Source organism: Pantoea sp. X-Soil-MYKO-1785 (assembly GCF_059730675.1).
The window spans coordinates 513460-528446 of the sequence record NZ_AP036001.1 but is presented as its reverse complement, the minus strand read 5'-3'; the positions used below and the strand labels follow the sequence as shown (position 1 = coordinate 528446).

Annotated in this window: 12 protein-coding genes; 7 read left to right on the top strand and 5 right to left on the bottom strand. The window is 53.7% G+C overall.

Features of this window, described 5'->3' with window-relative positions; translation table 11 throughout:
• The first annotated feature begins 332 nt into the window (after nt 1-332).
• The 5 genes from AC6I8D_RS22410 to AC6I8D_RS22390 all read left to right on the top strand — a co-directional run bounded on the left by AC6I8D_RS22410 (nt 333) and on the right by AC6I8D_RS22390 (nt 6500).
• A complete protein-coding gene (locus AC6I8D_RS22410) occupies nt 333-1073 on the top strand; it encodes a winged helix-turn-helix domain-containing protein (RefSeq protein WP_497820980.1) in 741 nt (246 codons plus the stop codon).
• A complete protein-coding gene (locus AC6I8D_RS22405; protein WP_497820979.1) occupies nt 1045-1536 on the top strand; it encodes a FidL-like protein in 492 nt (163 codons plus the stop codon). Before AC6I8D_RS22410 ends, AC6I8D_RS22405 begins: the two co-directional genes overlap by 29 nt.
• 303 nt (nt 1537-1839) lie before the next feature.
• The gene (locus AC6I8D_RS22400) at nt 1840-2628 is read left to right on the top strand and encodes a LuxR C-terminal-related transcriptional regulator (protein ID WP_497820978.1); all 789 of its coding nucleotides are present in this window, start codon (nt 1840-1842) and stop codon (nt 2626-2628) included.
• 286 nt (nt 2629-2914) lie between these two features.
• Nucleotides 2915-4714 carry an O-antigen ligase family protein gene (locus tag AC6I8D_RS22395; RefSeq protein ID WP_497820977.1) on the top strand — a complete coding sequence of 600 codons (1800 nt, stop codon included), beginning with the start codon at nt 2915-2917 and terminating at the stop codon, nt 4712-4714.
• Nucleotides 4715-5006: 292 nt separating this feature from the next.
• Entirely contained in the window at nt 5007-6500 is a 1494-nt protein-coding gene (locus AC6I8D_RS22390; protein ID WP_497820976.1) for an MDR family MFS transporter, read from the top strand.
• A 37-nt stretch (nt 6501-6537) separates the two neighbouring features.
• Here AC6I8D_RS22390 and iolG read toward each other — a convergent pair whose 3' ends face one another.
• From iolG to AC6I8D_RS22370, 4 genes are all read right to left on the bottom strand, one after another.
• Nucleotides 6538-7548, bottom strand: a complete 1011-nt coding sequence (iolG, locus tag AC6I8D_RS22385) for a bifunctional inositol 2-dehydrogenase/D-chiro-inositol 1-dehydrogenase (RefSeq protein WP_497820975.1) — start codon at nt 7546-7548, stop codon at nt 6538-6540.
• Nucleotides 7549-7561: 13 nt separating this feature from the next.
• Nucleotides 7562-8389: a TIM barrel protein gene (locus tag AC6I8D_RS22380; RefSeq protein WP_497820974.1), complete on the bottom strand. Its 828-nt coding sequence runs from the start codon at nt 8387-8389 to the stop codon at nt 7562-7564.
• Nucleotides 8390-8525: 136 nt separating this feature from the next.
• Nucleotides 8526-9968: a sugar porter family MFS transporter gene (locus AC6I8D_RS22375; RefSeq protein WP_312757551.1), complete on the bottom strand. Its 1443-nt coding sequence runs from the start codon at nt 9966-9968 to the stop codon at nt 8526-8528.
• Between the two features lie 379 nt (nt 9969-10347).
• Entirely contained in the window at nt 10348-11250 is a 903-nt protein-coding gene (locus AC6I8D_RS22370; protein ID WP_312055646.1) for a LysR family transcriptional regulator, read from the bottom strand.
• Nucleotides 11251-11350: 100 nt separating this feature from the next.
• Here AC6I8D_RS22370 and AC6I8D_RS22365 point away from each other — a divergent pair, with 100 nt between their 5' ends.
• Together AC6I8D_RS22365 and AC6I8D_RS22360 are read left to right on the top strand one after the other, a co-directional pair.
• On the top strand, nt 11351-12418 hold the full coding sequence (locus tag AC6I8D_RS22365; protein ID WP_312055647.1) for an SDR family oxidoreductase: 1068 nt from the start codon (nt 11351-11353) through the stop codon (nt 12416-12418).
• Between the two features lie 88 nt (nt 12419-12506).
• The gene (locus AC6I8D_RS22360) at nt 12507-13163 is read left to right on the top strand and encodes an NAD(P)H-binding protein (RefSeq protein ID WP_497820973.1); all 657 of its coding nucleotides are present in this window, start codon (nt 12507-12509) and stop codon (nt 13161-13163) included.
• Nucleotides 13164-13200: 37 nt separating this feature from the next.
• Here AC6I8D_RS22360 and fumA read toward each other — a convergent pair whose 3' ends face one another.
• Entirely contained in the window at nt 13201-14847 is a 1647-nt protein-coding gene (gene fumA, locus AC6I8D_RS22355; RefSeq protein ID WP_312757546.1) for a class I fumarate hydratase FumA, read from the bottom strand.
• Between the last annotated feature and the right edge of the window lie 140 nt (nt 14848-14987).

Below are 14987 nucleotides of genomic sequence, written 5' to 3'. Positions count from 1 at the left end.
TAAATGTACGCAATTTTTTAAAATCAGACTGAATAGTTTGCAGCCTGATGTTATTACTGTTGCGGTGCATAATTTTAAAACGGCAGAGACCGTCATATTCTGCTGTTCAGGGCATACAGGGATCAGGTGACTGTCTCACGCGAAAGCGTTGATCATTGTCACGAAGAACAGGCCACCTTGCCGCCTGTCTTAACTCAGGGAGAATGCGGCAGTCAGAGAAAATACCGTGATCGCGGTCGTAGAATTTAACCGTAAGAGTATCCGGTTTCATCGGGTCGGTTTAGAACGCAAAAAATAGATCCTGTTTTTGTTAATCATGGGTTCGAAGAGGAATGATGTACATCATTGAAGAGGATTTCTTTTACGATGAAGCCAATAACGCTATCTGGCATCGTTTAAGTGAAAATGAAAAAACGCAACTTCCGCTGACAGCCTCACGAATACTGTGCTTGTTGCTGGAAAACCGGGGTAAGGTGATGAGCCGGGAGCATATTTTTGATGAGATATGGAGCAATTACGGCGCTAATGCGTCCAATAATACCTTGAATCAGTATGTTTCCTTGCTCAGAAAAAAATTTGAGCAACTTGGTTTTCAAGGTGAATTGATCAAAACAATAACCCGCGCGGGCTTTTTAATGCCTGAAAATCTGAAGGTTCAGCAGCTGGATGTCGTCGGGAAGCCGGTAGTCATTGAAAATAAAAAACCGGGTAACAAGATTATTATAACCTCTGCTGTCTGTTTACTGGCCATTACGATAATCGGTTACGCATTTATCAATCGTGGTGGATGGGATGAAAATAATGTTTTCAAAATAGGTGGTGTTGGGCGTTGCAATGTTTATATGCTGTATCAAAATTCACCTGAAACCGCTGAAGTTAAATTAAGGCTTGCTAAAGAGATGATAGATAAATATGCGCCTTGTATCGGTAATGATGTATATATTTATCATCCTTCCGATGAGGTTGTTTTAAATGGCCAGGGCGCAGCGTTTATAACCCGGTGTACTTATCAAAAAGATGGCAGTCAAAAATTCGCAGGATGCTATGATGTTTATGAATTTCCAAAGGTTTAGGACTGTATTTGTCGTCATTATTATTCTGGCGATCACTCTGGCGTTTTTTGGTTTTTTGAAGAAAAGAGATAACAGAGTAGATTGCGTATCAACATTTTATACTGTACCGAACGATGGTGTCTGGGAATACCTGAAAGGCACTATGTCCGTTACTTTTTCCAGTAACGGGCAGGGCAACGTTATGTTTTCCGGCGAAGCGCGTAAAATTGCAGAAACGGGTAAACTTTACTCATTTGAACGATTTATGCATTTTTCTTTTGACAAAACCGACCAGAAAAATTTTGCGTTAAGCAAAGTTAACGTCGCTAAATACAAAGGTGATGATCTGGATGATGCCGTTTTCACTAAATATATCTACTCGCATACCTCAGAGCAGACCGACCACCTGGTTGTGGTTAAACTGAACAATGGGTATCTGATTGGCAATATGGTGGGGCCCCGACATTTATGCGTTAAACGGTAAAGCCATGACTTCAGGCTAACCTGATTGATCCTTTGCCTGAACCTGCAGCCGCTGCTGAGTCATGCTATGTTGTTTACGCCGCGTCGACCTGCTGATTCAGAAAGTCGTTCATCCAGAGATTTAAGCTGCTAACGCTTATATTGTCAGAGTATAAATTTATATATCAAGCAATATAAAATATAATGAACTGGTCCCGGCGCTGGCGGGACATAATTACTCTCATCACCGATACCGTTCGTGACTTGTTGATCTCACCCTTTTAACGGTGGCGATAAACCGGTACGAATTTGAGAGGCTCTGGATATGAGAAATGCTAGCGTTCGCCATCATTGCAATAATTTAGTTATTCCTGACTTTTGGGACGGCAACATCAGAAATAACGTCAGATACCTGTCAGATGAAAAAAGCGGCAGTGAATATTATTTGAAACCGCGCATGAATATCTCCTCCGTGGAGATTGATAAGGTGATGATGATTGCCGGCAATGATTACGCCGTAATGGGCGTACGGCATATTTTAGCCAGCAATCACTCTGTACATCTCAAGGTAACGTCTAAGGAAGCAGAGGTTCAGTCTGTAGTCGATGAGTTTAATCCAAAGGCAGTCATATGGCTATTTAACACCGCTAATGAGCTTTATGAAAGTATTCCGGATATTCTGAAAATTCGGAGGAATCACAATAAAATTAAACAGGTTATTATCAGCGAGGAATTGCCTGCCACTTTTTGCGGCGAGGATGCCATTGTAGAAGGGATTTCATTAATTCCCTCTACAGTGAGCGTTCAGCAATTGGCGGAGATGATTTCATCGTGCCTGGTACAAAAACAATTTAAGCGGTTTTTTGTCAGGAAATGGATGAGTAAACGGCAACTTCGGGTTATGGCGGAACTGGGGAAAGGCAAAAGAACCAGCGATGTTTCCCGTGTGTTAAATATTGATAGCAAAACAGTCCTCGCCCATAAATATAAAGCCGTCGACAAACTCGGCATCAGCGATCGTAAAGAAGAGGCCTGGGCGATGCGAGCAATAACACAACTGTATACCGCCATACCCTGCCTGGAGAGATTGTGTAGCAGAACCGCCGACTGCTGATTTTTTAACAGGCTTTACTGATAATGATAAATATTCTGGCAATGAATTTATATTAATTACCGTCAGGGTTTTTGGCTGGTGGGTGGAAAGCTGTATATTGCCTGCTGCGCTGCTCATCTGAACACGCCGCGTTCAGGCGCGGAATTGTTTCATCTTTCTGTAATGATAACTCCTCTGGCATAGATAAACGGGCGAAGAGCAGCCAGCATCAGAAGATGCTGGTGACGGTTTAATAACGCCTGGCGTTACGGTCGTCATTTTTTAATTGCCACAATATGAAACCATCATGCCCGGTGTTTATTATCACTTCCCGCGCTTAAAGCAACTTAACATCCCGACTGAACTGAAAATGAACATAATCCGCAAGACGCAACGAAAATGGGCAGCTGAGTTGAAGCTGTTTTTTCTCTCACGCGGCGCATTAACGCTGACTCTCATCACGCTTTACCTGATTGTTATTCTGCCGATTTATTTCGGAAATAATGGCGGAACAGGGCTGGAAATGCCTCAGAACATCCTTGCATGGAGTGTGATGCTTTTGTGCAGTTTATCTGCACTCCTGAATGTGTTGCGAAGCGGAGAGATCCTGATATCACGTTTCATGTTCATCGCTTTTTTGGCAGTCGCTATGCTGTGGCTGCCATGGTGCTGGACATCATCCGCTTTGTGGCGAAACCATGCCGTGCCACGTCTGACAGGAATCGCTGGAGCGCTGCTGTTTTGTCTGGCTCTCTGTCAGGTGAGCCTTACGTCGTCTAAGCGACGCATTTTACTTGCTTTGGTGGTTTTATCTTCTCTGCTGCAGGCTGGCGAAGCCATGATGCAGGCCTGGCTGCCGGAGATCGCCCTGCGTTTGATGGATTTTTATGGCACTTCACCCTATGGCATTTTTCAGCAGCGTAACCTGCTGGCAAGCTGGCTGGCTACGGGCGCAGCAGTAACGCTCTATCTTGCGCTTACCGCAGCCACACGCAGAAGCAGACTCGTTTGGCTACTTCCCCTGTATCCGCTATGCGCGGCAATAACGCTTAGCCAGAGCCGAACCGGAATGATCGGTGTGATTCTATCCATGCTACTGACCGGATTAGCCGACTGGCGACGCCAGCCGCGAATCAATGTTAAAGCGGCGTTGTGGAAAGGCATGTTAATTGTCTCGTTAGCAGGATGCTGTTCAGGCATTGGCTTATGGGCAATGCCCGCAGGACAGCACGCCGATTTGATACACCAAAAATCTACCGTTGAACGCGTTCTGATGCTTGAAGCGACGGCTGAAATGATTGAACAGCACCCTTGGGCCGGCAGCGGATTGGGTAGCTTCGAAGCGCAATTCCCATCGGCGGTGGCGGCCCTGGGTTTAGTACAAAAGAGTGACACCGTTACGCACCCGCATAATGAAGCGTTGTATGTCTGGGCCGAAGGCGGAATCATTGCCCTGGCAGGCTTGCTGTTATTAGCCGGTATCTGGATTTGGCCACTCATCCTTCGGCTGCGTGACTCACTCGATCCGGACAGGGCTGGCTGGCTGCTACCATTGACGGGTCTGCCTGTGGTGATCCATATGATGCTGGAGAATCCACTCTATCTTTCCACGCCTCATCTCATGCTGCTGCTTGTATTGTTTCGTACGGGTTTACCCGATTCAGTTCTGCAGCCTGTCAACGTATCTGGCTTTGGACGTGCAGTCACGATTCCGCTTTTGCTGGGGGGGTGGGTGATTGTTGTTGGACTGAAAGCAGGTTTTATTACGCAATCGATGCTGACCCAGGCTGAAGCGGAGATGAACCAGGGATTGCTACCCACGTTGCCGGTGGTGAGCTGGCGAACGATGACGCAGGCAGAACGGCTGGACTACGATCAACACCTGCTGATAGCCAATACGCCAGGATTTTTGCAAAGATCTCAGGCGGTAGGGGAGTTTTACATCTGGGGAGAAAAGTGGCTCGCGGTTCATAACAATCCTGAAGTCAGTGCAGCAATGATGATCATTGCGCAACGCCGGGGCGACCATACGACTTATGAACGTCTGCGCGCCAATGCGGCACGTGTGTTCATCCATGATGAACGATTTATGCAAGGGCATGAATGAACCGCGCTGGATGGCCAGTCTGCTTAAGCTGCTGCGGCGAAAACTACGCAGCAATCCGTCGCCTGAGTCCTGTGCGTTCTGCCTGGGAGCGCCAGATTGCACCTGGCGCTGAGCCGCGATAATGCGAACTTCTGCGGTGGTGAACCGATTGTTTATTCAACCAGTCTGTTGATATCCCGTTGGAAAACAGCTGTATTTGTGGAATTCTGAGGGGCGTTTTTTTACCAGACACCATTATGTTTCCATCAAAAACAACAGGATAGGGTGAATTTTGTTTGATAAGGTGACCGGAATGCAGGAACAGCCCAACGGGAAAGCGCCCCCGGTGCGGCTATTATTTAGCGCGCTGCTGCTGGTGATGCTGCTGGCGGCGCTGGATCAGACCATCGTCTCCACTGCGCTGCCAACCATCACCGGCGAGCTGGGAGGGCTGGATCGGCTGTCATGGATCGTCACGGCCTACACCTTGTCATCGACTATTGTGGTGCCGCTGTACGGAAAGTTCGGCGATCTGTTTGGCCGCAAACGGGTGCTGCAGATTGCGATCGTGCTGTTTCTGCTGGGCTCCGCGCTGTGTGGTCTGGCGCAGAATATGACGCAGCTGGTGCTGACCCGTGCGCTGCAGGGACTGGGTGGCGGCGGGCTGATGGTGGTCAGTATGGCGGCAGTGGCTGATGTGATCCCCCCGGCTGAACGGGGAAAATATCAGGGCTTATTCGGCGGCGTGTTCGGGCTGGCCACGGTGCTGGGACCGCTGCTGGGCGGTGCGATTGTGCAGCACGTCTCCTGGCGCTGGATCTTCTATATCAATCTGCCGCTCGGTCTGTTCGCCCTGCTGGTGATCGGCATCGTCTTTAATTCAGGCGGTAAACGCACCCGGCACGAAATTGATTATCCAGGGGCGATCTGCCTGAGTATGGCGCTGCTGGGCATTACCCTGTTTACCAGCGAGGGGGGCACCATCCGGCCATGGTCCGACCCGCAACTGTGGTGCATTCTGGCGTTCGGCCTGGTCGGCTGCATTGGTTTTATCTATGAAGAGCGGCGGGCGTGGGAGCCGATTATTCCGTTGACGCTGTTCCGCAACCGCAGCTTTGTGCTGAGTAGCCTGATCGGCTTCATTATTGGTCTGTCGCTGTTTGGCAGCGTCACCTTTTTGCCGCTCTATCTGCAGGTGGTGAAAGGCGCCACGCCAACCGAGGCGGGCCTGCAGCTGCTGCCGCTGATGGGCGGCTTGCTGACCACCTCTATTATCAGCGGACGCATCATCAGCAAAACCGGGCGTTATCGCCTGTTCCCGATCGTCGGTACCTTGCTGGCGACCGCCGGGCTGGCACTGTTGACCACCATTACCCTTACCTCGCCGTTGTGGCAGCTTCAGTTGTTCAGTGCGGTGCTGGGGATGGGGCTGGGCATGGTGATGCAGATACTGGTGCTGGTGGTGCAGAACAGCATTGAACCGGCGCTAACCGGCGTAGCCACCTCGTCGGTGACGCTGTTTCGTTCGATTGGCGGCTCAATTGGCGTAGCGCTGTTTGGCACCATTTTCAGTCAGGTGCTGAAATCGCAGCTTGAAGCGCTGATGCCGGCCGGAACCCAGCTGCCTCCCGGGATCTCGCCCGCGGCACTAAACCAGCTGCCGGCTGATATCCGGCACGATTATCTGCAGGCGTTTAGCGCGGCGATTCATGCGGCATTTATGATGGCGGCCTGCGTCATGGTGCTGGCCTTTATCCTGTCGCTGCTGATGCGTGAGGAGCCGCTGAAAAAAGGAACGCAGGGCTGAGCAAATGCACGGCGGAACCCGCCGTGCAGCGTTGCTTTTAGCGATAAAACGCCGGTTTTTCCGCCATCTTAACCGGCACAATCTGACCGGAATTTTGCGCCGCGACGCAGGCATCGGCTGCCACCGCAGCCGCATAGCCATCCCAGGCCGAGGGACCGGTCATCTCACCAGAGATAACGTTATTAATGAACGCCTGCAGCTCGACGTCATAGGCGTCAATAAAACGCTTTTTCCAGTCGGTCAGGATGGTAGTTGACAGCTTCGCGGCGCTGCGCAGCTGCACTGACATCGGTTCAGGCAGGCGGGCAATGCCGCTTTCACCCACCACTTCACACTGAATGTCGTAGCCATATTCACAGTTAACAAAAATTTCGACATCAATACGCGCACCTTTGGCGGTTTCCAGCAACACGATTTGCGGATCGCGCAGGTGTGACGAGGCCTTACGGGTTTTGCGCGGGAAGATCACCTGTGCGCTGACATAGTCATCGTTCAGCAGCCAGCGCAGCACATCCAGTTCGTGGATCAGCGTATCGGTGATGGCCATATCGGTGGTGTAGCTGTCACCCACTTCCGGGTTACGGTGCGCGCAGTGCAGCATCAGCGGTTCGCCAATCTCGCCGCTGTCGATCACCGCTTTCAGTGCCCGGTAGCCGCTGTCATACGGCCGCATAAATCCGACCTGCACCCGCTGGCGACCCGCCTTGATCTCTGCCTCAACAATATTCAGACAGCCTTCGGCGGTGACCGCCAGCGGCTTCTCGCAGAACACCGCTTTGCCAGCCTCGATAGCGGCCAGCACAAAGGCTTCATGGGTCGGACCCCAGGAGGTGACCAGCACCGCATTGACCTGCGGATCGTTGATCAGCTCAATCGCGTTATCATAAATACGCGCTTCAGGCGTCAGCTGATCGACAACCTGCTGACAGTTGTCACGATTGATGTCGTTGAGTGCTACCACCCGCGCATTCTGCAATACCGTGCTGCAACGACGGATGTGTTCGCGACCGATCGCACCGGTTCCGATAACGCCAATATTGATAGTCATAGTGCTTCCTTAATCAGGCTGAGTGGTTCAACAGCTGAATGCTGTCGCGAATTTCGCGGATGATGTCTGCTTCCTGCCAGTCATTCATCACCGATGAGAACGGTTCAAAGGCGTAAAGGCCGGTGTAGCCCATTTTTTCCAGCCGCTCGACCTGCTGCTTGCTGCGTAAGCGATCGTCGGCGCTGAGCATGATGCGTTCTTCATCGGTAAGCTGGGCGACCGGCCGCGGATCGGTGACGCCAGACAGGTGAACCAGCCCGATCTGCTGCACATCAATCTCCTGTTCGAAGCCGTTTTCAGCATCCTCAAACAGATGATGGTGGAAGGTATCAATCAGCAGCCGGAACGGTACATCGGCCTGTTTGATCAGCGCCTGCGCCTGAATTGCCGAGCGCAGCGAACTTTGCGGAAAGCCGAGTGGCTCCACCAGTCCCTGAATGCCGTAGTCGGCAAACAGCGGCCCTAAAGTTTTCAGCGCAGCAACGGTATCCGCCGCGCTGATCGGGGTGCCATCGTTCAGCGGGCAGAGCACCAGCGACTCGGCACCAACCGCCCGGGCATCGCTCAGCAGCTGTCGGGTGCGCTGCAGCAATTCATCGTTCAGCTGGTTAAACGGGTAGACCGCATTGATGGTCACGATCTCAATGTCTGACTGGCGCGCCAGCGCCTTAACCTGTTCACCGGTCAGATCGTCGGTAACGCGTCCGCTGCGCATGTCGTTGCGCAGTTCGACTTTATGAATACCCAGCTGCGTCACCAGCTTAAAAAAACGTTCGATGCTCAGATTGGGCGCAATTTTGCGGTTTACACAAAAACGGGCCTGTGGAATAGATAAGCTCATAGTCATTTCCTGAAAGTCATGGGTGCGTAATAATCGGGTTTAATCGTATTCAGTTATTTAATCGGTGAAGGTCGCTATTTCCTCTCTGACCGTCGTTAAGCGAAAGTGATATCTCTGCGGGCTCCATGCGGCAGCATTATTTTTTGCCGTTATAAAGCGCGTAGAAATAGTGCTCTACCTGCTCAAGACTTCTTCCTTTGGTTTCGGGAATAAACTTCATGACGAAAACAGAACCACCGATGCCGATGAGGGCGAAAATAAGGAACGCACCCGACAGACCAAAGGCGGCTAATAACAGCGGGAAGGCCATCGAAATGGCGAAATTAGCGATCCACAGTGAAAAGACTGCGCCACCCATGCAGATACCGCGCATCCGGGCCGGGAATATTTCCGACAGCAGCAGCCAGGTTACCGGCGACAGCGCACCCTGCTGGAAGCAGAGGAACATCAGCATTCCCGCCAGCACCAGATAAGCGCGCAGCAGATTGACCGCACCCTGCTGATATTCCGGCATCAGCCAGCAGATCAGCCCGATGAAGAATAAGCAGCAGGTGCAGCCCATCTGACCAATCAGCACCAGCGGACGACGGCCGACTTTGCCAATCAACCAGATGCCGACGAGGGTCATCACTACTGAAATCGCACCGTTAGCGATGGTGGCAAACAGCGCGGCATCGTTACTCAGGCCAGCGGCTGTCAGCATGGTCGGCGCGTAGTACATGATGGTATTCACGCCGGTCAGCTGCTGAATGGCGGCGATACCGATGCCGAGCAGGAATATTTTCATCAGCCACGGCGTAGCCAGATCGCGCAGCCGGCCTTTGCCCTGCTGACGGTTCTCTTCAATCGTCTCTTCGATCTCTTCGAGTTCCCATTCCACATCTTCGGCTGCGCGGGTTTTCTCCAGCACCTCGCGGGCCGCCTGACTGCGGCCTTTCATCACGTGCCAGCGCGGGCTTTCCGGCATGAATATCATGCCAACCCACAACAGAATGGCGGGCACAATCGACAGCGCCAGCATCCAGCGCCAGGTATTTTCGCCGCCCCAGATATCGTTGAAGGTGGCGTTGGAGATGTAGGCCAGCAGTTGGCCGCTGACGATCATCAGCTCCTGCAGCGTCACCAGCTGGCCGCGTTTATTGGCCGGCGCGATTTCCGCAATATAGACCGGCACCGTCGCAGCGGCACCGCCTACCGCGAATCCGAGAAACAGGCGTGAGGCGATCATCCACTCCACGTCCGGGGCGATGGCTGAGCCCACTGCGCCAAAGGCGAAAATCAGCGCCAGCGCGATGATGATACGGCGTCTGCCGAGGCTATCCGCCAGGTGGCCAGCGGCCAGTGCGCCAAAAGCGGCACCAAACAGCAGCGAGCTGGTGACCAGTCCGGTGGTCAGCGGGGTGAGGTGCAGATCGCCCCGCATAAACAGCAGCGCGCCCGACACCACGCCGGTGTCGTAGCCAAACAGCAGTCCGCCCAGCGTCGCTACCAGGGCAATAATCTTCACAAACGGCTCGGTACGGGTGGCGCTATTAGGGCCAGATGCCGGGTTCGACGAGATATACAGTTCTTTTTCCATGAAAACTCCAGGTGAAAACAGGCCAGGTAAAACGTCAGAACATGAAGGAGCATTCACCCTACTGATATTTATATTTCGGGTTAAATTATATTTGGAATTTAGTTTTCATTTTGTGAGCTCAAGCCTTCCGGCCTTTTTATTTTGATGGGATTCCATCAGAACATGAATAAAGGGCTTAAATTTAAGCCGGTTATTTCGCGGGGGAATAAAGCGTCACCATGAGAAGAGCAGGCGGAAATGTCGAAACAAAGGGGCTGGAATTGTCTTATTTCCAGGTGAAACACCTCAGGATGAAATAAACATCCCAAACGCTGGGGGAAATTAAAATAACAGCCGGCAGGCGGACGACGGGCGCGACCGGAAGGTCCGCGCCGTCAGATTAGCGGATCACCAGCCCGCTCAGGGCAGAGAGCAGCGCATCCACTTTGGGCAGAAACTGTTTGCGACGAGGCCACACCACGCTGAGCGTCAGTCCGTCGGGTTGCAGCTGGGGAAGAACGATCTCCAGTTCTCCGGCAGCGACTGACTGGCGAATCAGCCAGGAAGGCATTTGTGCCACCCCCAGTCCCGCCTTCACCGCCTGCATCTGCGCATCCACATCACCTAACGCCATCCGGTAAGGCACATCGCGCCAGTTCGGCTGACCATCTTCAGTAGTAAACAGCCAGGGTTTGGTGCTGCCGTCAACGCGCTGATAAAGGATGGCGCGGTGATTCAGCAACCCCGCCTGGTTGTGCGGCCGGCCTTCACGATCGAGATAGGTCGGCGCGGCGCAGAACAGCATCTGCTCACGGCCCATGTTACGCCAGCCCAGCGAGGCGGGCAGGTCGGGCGCGCCGCCAATCCGCACCGCGACATCCACCCCTTCATCAAACAGATCGACAAACCGATCGGAAAAACTCAGGTTAAGCGCCAGTTCCGGGTGTTGCTGACAGAACGGCATCAGCAACGGCATCACGTTAAGCCGGCCATAGGTGTTAGGCACCGCCAGTCGCAGGCGGCCGGAGGGAATGGTGCGCTGCGCCGCCAGCACTGCTTCGGTCTCGGCCAGATCTTCCAGAATACGCAGGCAGGTCTGGTAATAGGCGCTGCCGGCATCGGTCAATTGCAGGCTGCGGGTGGTGCGTTCCAGCAAGCGGGAACCTAATCTTGTTTCAAGCCGGCTGACACTTTTACTGACCGCCGAGCCGGTAACATGCAGGCGCTCAGCGGCAGCGGTAAAGCTGCCGCATTCCACGCTGGCAACAAAAGGCAGGATATCTTTGAGGCGCTGATCGTGCATCGATTAATGAACTCAGGTTGAGAATGCTGTGAATTAATGCCAGAGATAAGAACTCAATTCTCTATTAGGCTTAGCATTACGCAAAACGAGGAGAAATCAAATGAAAAAACAGGCTTTGATTGTGGGTATCAGCGGCGTTATCGGCCGAGCACTGGCGGATAAACTGCAGCAGGAGGGCTGGGACGTGACCGGTCTGTCACGCGGACGCGGCGCGGTGCCGGAAGGCGCGACCAGTCTGACAGCCGATCTGACCGATGCTGACGCGGTGCGCGAGGCACTGAAGTCGGTGAAACCGGATGCCGTTTTCTTCAGCGTCTGGGCGCGTCAGGAGAACGAAAAAGAGAACATTCGGGTTAATGGCGGCATGGTGCGCAACGTCATTGAGGCGCTGGGCGAAAGGCTGAAGGGCGCACACGTCGCGCTGGTAACCGGTCTTAAGCACTACCTGGGTCCGTTTGAAGCCTACGGCAAAGGTGCGGTGCCGGTGACGCCGTTCCGTGAAGAACAGGGCCGTCAGCCGGTCGACAACTTCTATTATGCGCAGGAAGATGAGCTGTTTGCCGGTGCGGAAAAATATGACTACCGCTGGAGCGTTCATCGTCCGCACACCATTATCGGTTACGCGGTCGGTAACGCAATGAACATGGGCCAGACGCTGGCGGTGTATGCCACGCTGTGCAAAGAGAAAGGCTGGCCGTTTATATTCCCCGGCTCGCCAGAGCAGTGGAATGGCGTGGCTGACATGACCGACGCCGGTTTGCTGGCTGAACAGCTGCACTGGGCGGCGACGTCTCCCGCAGCGGCCAATCAGGATTTCAACGCCGTGAACGGTGATGTGTTCCGCTGGAACTGGATGTGGCCGAAGCTGGCTGACTATTTCGGTATCGAGGCGGCCGAATACCCGGCGCAGATGATGCCGCTGGAAGGGCGGATGCAGGAAGCGGCCAGCGCCTGGCAGGAGATTGCTCAGCGTCATCAGTTGCGCGAAGCGGACCTCAATAAGCTCGCGTCCTGGTGGCACACCGACGCCGATCTCGGTCGTCCGATGGAAGCCTTCACCGACATGAGCAAAAGCCGCAAAGCGGGCTTTACCGGCTATCGCAGCACGCTTGACTCCTTTACTCAGCTGTTCGATAAGCTGAAAGCGGAAAAAGTGATCCCGCAGTAAGTCAACAGGCGCCGCATCAGGCGCCTGGTTTGTCTCTGGCTGATGGCTATACTTCTGCTCTCGCTGAATTAACAGAGGAACTGAAATTATGGCGGCATGTTTTATTATCGGCGCGGCGGGTAAAGTGGGTCTGCGACTGACCCGCCAGCTAAGCGCTAAGCAGCACGCGGTTTCGGCGCTGCACCGGAAACCGGAGCAGGCTGCTACCCTGCAGGCCGCTGGCGCACAGCCGGTATCAGGTGATATTCAGCAGCTGACGGTTGACGAGCTGGCGCAACAGATGGCTGGTCACGCGGTGGTGGTTTTCACCGCCGGTGCCGGTGGCGCGGGTATTGCGCTGACCAATGCGATTGACGGCGACGGGCTGGAACTGGCGGTCGCGGCGGCGGAACAGGCGGGTGTACCCCGCTTTATTCTGGTTTCAGCGTTTCCGGATGCCGGTCGCGGTAAAGCGATTTCAGAAGGCTTTGAAAACTATATGCGGGTCAAACGGCTGGCGGATGCGCGGCTGGTGGCGAGCCGGCTGGAGTGGGTGATCCTGCGTCCGGGAACGCTCACCGATGCCGCAGGCACCGGTCGGGTAGAAGCCGATCTGGCGATTCCGTACGGGGAAATCCCGCGTGATGACGTTGCCGCCACGCTGGTCGGCCTGATTGAAAATCCGGCAATCAGGTATCAGATTATCGAGCTGACTAGCGGCGATCGGCCGATTGAAGCAGCGCTGCAACGATTACAGCGCTATTAAGCCAGCAAAAAAAAGCCCCGTAATCGGGGCTTTTTTATTACTTAACGCATTTCGCGCAGTGTTGCCGCTCAATGTGCTGGAAGAAATCGTTGCCTTTATCATCGACCAGGATAAAGGCCGGGAAGTTCTCCACCTCAATTTTCCAGATCGCTTCCATACCCAGTTCAGCATACTCCACGCATTCCAGACGCTTGATGCTCTGTTGCGCCAGTACCGCAGCCGGACCCCCGATGCTGCCCAGGTAGAAACCGCCATGTTTTTGACAGGCATCAGTAACCTGCTGACTGCGGTTACCCTTGGCCAGCATAATCTTGCTGCCGCCGTGCGCCTGCAGCAGATCGACATAGGAATCCATGCGGCCAGCGGTGGTGGGGCCGAGTGAGCCAGAGGCGTAGCCTTCAGGCGTTTTGGCCGGGCCAGCGTAATAGACCGGATGATCTTTAATGTACTGCGGCAGGCCTTCGCCGTTATCGATGCGCTCTTTCAGCTTAGCGTGCGCAATATCACGCGCCACGATGATGGTGCCGCTCAGCGACAAACGCGTGGAGACCGGATAGGCTGACAGCTGCGCCAGAATCTGCTCCATCGGGCGGTTGAGATCGACATGCAGTACTTCGCCTTCACCCTGCTGACGCAGCGCTTCAGGAATCAGACGACCTGGATTAGCTTCCAGTTTTTCAATCCAGATGCCATCGCGGTTGATTTTAGCTTTGATGTTGCGGTCTGCCGAGCAGGAAACGCCCATGCCAATCGGGCAGGAGGCACCGTGACGAGGCAGACGGATCACCCGGATATCATGGGCAAAGTATTTACCGCCAAACTGCGCGCCGAGGCCGAGCTGCTGCGCGGCTTCCAGCAGTTCCTGCTCCAGCTGGATATCACGGAACGCCTGGCCGTGCTCATTCCCTTCAGTTGGCAGGCCATCGTAATAATGGGTGGAGGCCAGCTTAACGGTTTTCAGGGTGCTTTCCGCCGAGGTGCCACCAATCACAAACGCGATGTGGTACGGCGGGCAGGCTGCGGTGCCGAGCGTGCGCATCTTATCGACCAGGTAATTTTTCAGCTTGCCTGGGCTCAGCAGCGCTTTGGTTTCCTGATAGAGATAGGTTTTGTTGGCTGAGCCGCCGCCTTTGGCGATGCACAGAAACTTATACTCGTCACCATCCACGCTATAGAGATCGATCTGCGCCGGCAGGTTGGTGCCGGTGTTGACCTCTTTATACATATCCAGCGCCGCATTTTGCGAATAGCGCAGGTTATCTTCAATGTAGGTGTTATAGATCCCCTGCGACAGCGCCGCTTCATCGCCGCCACCGGTCCAGACCCGCTGGCCTTTTTTACCCATGATGATGGCGGTGCCGGTATCCTGACAGGTCGGCAGTACGCCTTTGGCAGCGATTTCGGAGTTTCTCAAAAACTGCAGCGCGACATATTTGTCGTTATCGCTGGCTTCCGGATCGTCCAGAATCGAGGCGACCTGCTGCTGATGCGCCGGACGCAGCATAAACGAGGCGTCATGAAACGCCTGCTGCGCCAGTAATGTCAGGGCCTGCGGTGCCACTTTCAGCACTTCCTGGCCGTCAAATTCGGCGACGGAAACGTGCTCACGGCTCAGCAGATAGTATTCGGTATCCTCGTGGGTAAGAGGAAAGGGATTCTGATAGAAGAAAGGTTTGTTCGACATTTTTTCTCACTTAATGATCCGCTGAGCCGCCGCTGTCAGGCGGCGAGGGTCAGCATCATAGGCGAATTAATCGTTTATTATATTTACCCGCCGCCGGGATGGCGGCGGGTAAGGCATGGAATGGTATCTTATAACGCGTT

Coding starts and splice junctions, on each gene's coding strand:
- AC6I8D_RS22395 (WP_497820977.1), top strand. CDS start 2,915: ATGCCCGGTGTTTATTATCACTTCCCGCGCTTAAAGCAACTTAACATC.
- AC6I8D_RS22375 (WP_312757551.1), bottom strand. CDS start 9,968: ATGGAAAAAGAACTGTATATCTCGTCGAACCCGGCATCTGGCCCTAAT.
- AC6I8D_RS22360 (WP_497820973.1), top strand. CDS start 12,507: ATGGCGGCATGTTTTATTATCGGCGCGGCGGGTAAAGTGGGTCTGCGA.
- AC6I8D_RS22370 (WP_312055646.1), bottom strand. CDS start 11,250: ATGCACGATCAGCGCCTCAAAGATATCCTGCCTTTTGTTGCCAGCGTG.
- AC6I8D_RS22390 (WP_497820976.1), top strand. CDS start 5,007: ATGCAGGAACAGCCCAACGGGAAAGCGCCCCCGGTGCGGCTATTATTT.
- iolG (WP_497820975.1), bottom strand. CDS start 7,548: ATGACTATCAATATTGGCGTTATCGGAACCGGTGCGATCGGTCGCGAA.
- fumA (WP_312757546.1), bottom strand. CDS start 14,847: ATGTCGAACAAACCTTTCTTCTATCAGAATCCCTTTCCTCTTACCCAC.
- AC6I8D_RS22400 (WP_497820978.1), top strand. CDS start 1,840: ATGAGAAATGCTAGCGTTCGCCATCATTGCAATAATTTAGTTATTCCT.
- AC6I8D_RS22410 (WP_497820980.1), top strand. CDS start 333: ATGATGTACATCATTGAAGAGGATTTCTTTTACGATGAAGCCAATAAC.
- AC6I8D_RS22365 (WP_312055647.1), top strand. CDS start 11,351: ATGAAAAAACAGGCTTTGATTGTGGGTATCAGCGGCGTTATCGGCCGA.
- AC6I8D_RS22380 (WP_497820974.1), bottom strand. CDS start 8,389: ATGAGCTTATCTATTCCACAGGCCCGTTTTTGTGTAAACCGCAAAATT.
- AC6I8D_RS22405 (WP_497820979.1), top strand. CDS start 1,045: ATGATGTTTATGAATTTCCAAAGGTTTAGGACTGTATTTGTCGTCATT.